General features: G+C 31.6%; 4 protein-coding genes. All 4 read right to left on the reverse strand.

Features of this window, described 5'->3' with window-relative positions; genetic code table 11:
- Positions 1–391 precede the first annotated feature (391 nt).
- Entirely contained in the window at positions 392–703 is a 312-nt protein-coding gene (locus ABD814_RS13345; protein WP_425549087.1) for a transposase, read from the reverse strand.
- Positions 630–920 (reverse strand): transposase, encoded by a 291-nt coding sequence (locus tag ABD814_RS13355; protein ID WP_486303629.1) that lies wholly within the window; start codon positions 918–920, stop codon positions 630–632. Before ABD814_RS13355 ends, ABD814_RS13345 begins: the two co-directional genes overlap by 74 nt.
- Positions 921–1,117: 197 nt before the next feature.
- Complete coding sequence (locus tag ABD814_RS12780; protein WP_344913981.1) at positions 1,118–1,252, reverse strand: hypothetical protein; 135 nt, start codon at positions 1,250–1,252, stop codon at positions 1,118–1,120.
- Between the two features lie 54 nt (positions 1,253–1,306).
- Positions 1,307–1,649, reverse strand: a 343-nt coding sequence (locus tag ABD814_RS12785) for a YusW family protein (RefSeq protein ID WP_344913984.1), incomplete at its 5' end; no start/stop codon positions are given.

A 1,649-nucleotide genomic window follows, 5' to 3' on the forward strand; every position in this document is an offset into this window, starting at 1 on the left:
CCTAACTGGCATTCACTTTTGGCAATTTAATGGGCAAATCACCTATAAAAAATCAAGTTATGAATAATGCAGGTTATAATTATATTTTTTAAACTCCTTTGTTTTATGAAAATAATTATTACCATTACACACCTAAATATATTGGTTATTACTTCTACATTAATTTAAATTATATACTCACTTCTAAAAAAATGACAGCTAATTCGTTCGACAAAATCCACTTTCTTTCGACAAAATTAATTTACCACAATTTAAACTATAAACTTAAAAAGCACTTGCTAATCATCACAATAATTGATACCACAAATAAATTAGATTCGGCGTTTTATATTAAATATTATTCAGTGAGGCTGAGATATAACTAGTCTTACTAAGTAAAAAATGGTTCTATTTACGGTTTTGTCGTAAATAGAACCATTTTATTTTTATGTCTATTTTTGTTTATTGAAGTCTTAGTGTTATTGTCAGTAAACTTCCTTAAGTTCACTGCCAATAACGCATAACCAAGTTCATTGTGTGCTTTGGATTTACCCCTTAAAAATAAATGAGTGAAAGCCAAATTTGCCTTCAGAAACCCGAGGAATAGCTCAACATCTATTTTACGTTTACGATAGATATCATCTATTTTATCATCTGAAAGCTTTTCTCTCACGTATGCTTTTTGACTTTCCCATTTTTTTATTGTAGTACAATCTGCGAATATTCCCTTCTTTAGCTGATATACACAACTCTCTCAATAAGCACCTTTTACAATCTTCACATTCACAGACTTTAAACTGTCGTTTAAAACTATATTGATCTATTCGAGTCGAATCATAAATATAATTTAATTGCTTTTCATTCGGACACAGATAAGAATTCACGACAGAGTTATAGGTCCAATTCGCAGTATTTAAGAGATTCTCTCTATATTTCTTCATCTTTTCTTTTCGGTATTGATTGTATGTAATCAATGGGGTACGCTCACATTAATTTGATGCGTCACGATAGTTTTGTTCACTTCCATAACCGACATCGGCAACGATATATTTCGGTAATGGAAAGTAGTCCTCTTCCATCATATCAAGTAATGAGATAAATGTTCATATATCTGTCGGATCGGGAAAAAGGTCACACGCTAGGAACTGACAACAGATACAGAAATCACCTCTTCTAGACCTTTTAACTGACGCATAATCAACGTCCAATTCGCCCAAGAACAAGCATATGATACATATAAGTGATAGCGATTTAGCTCAGCAACCATTTTCAAAACAAAGACTCTTCTCACTTATAAGTGAGAAGAGTCTTTGTTTTTTACTTTTAACTAAGAGCGGTCAAATTTTGCACCAATTGTTGTTTGATCTTCAAATTCAACTTCAAAATCCCATTCTTCTATTTCCGCCGAATCAACAGTGATCGCCGCTAAAAATGCAGTTTTTAATTCGCCAATTGACTGGTCTATATCAATTGTGACTTTAGATAAAATTCTTTCCATCTCTTCTTGAGCAGCTTGACCAGTTAGATTATCTTGATTATCATATTCCACACTAAAATCTTGGTCACGTAAATCATATTCATACTCCCACTTAACTCTACGTATTGTCAAAAATTTATAAGTAAAAACTTCCGTTTTTATTGATTTAATGCTATTAACCACAAAAAAACTT

The organism is Amphibacillus indicireducens (assembly GCF_039539605.1).
Lineage (GTDB): Bacteria > Bacillota > Bacilli > Bacillales > Amphibacillaceae > Amphibacillus > Amphibacillus indicireducens.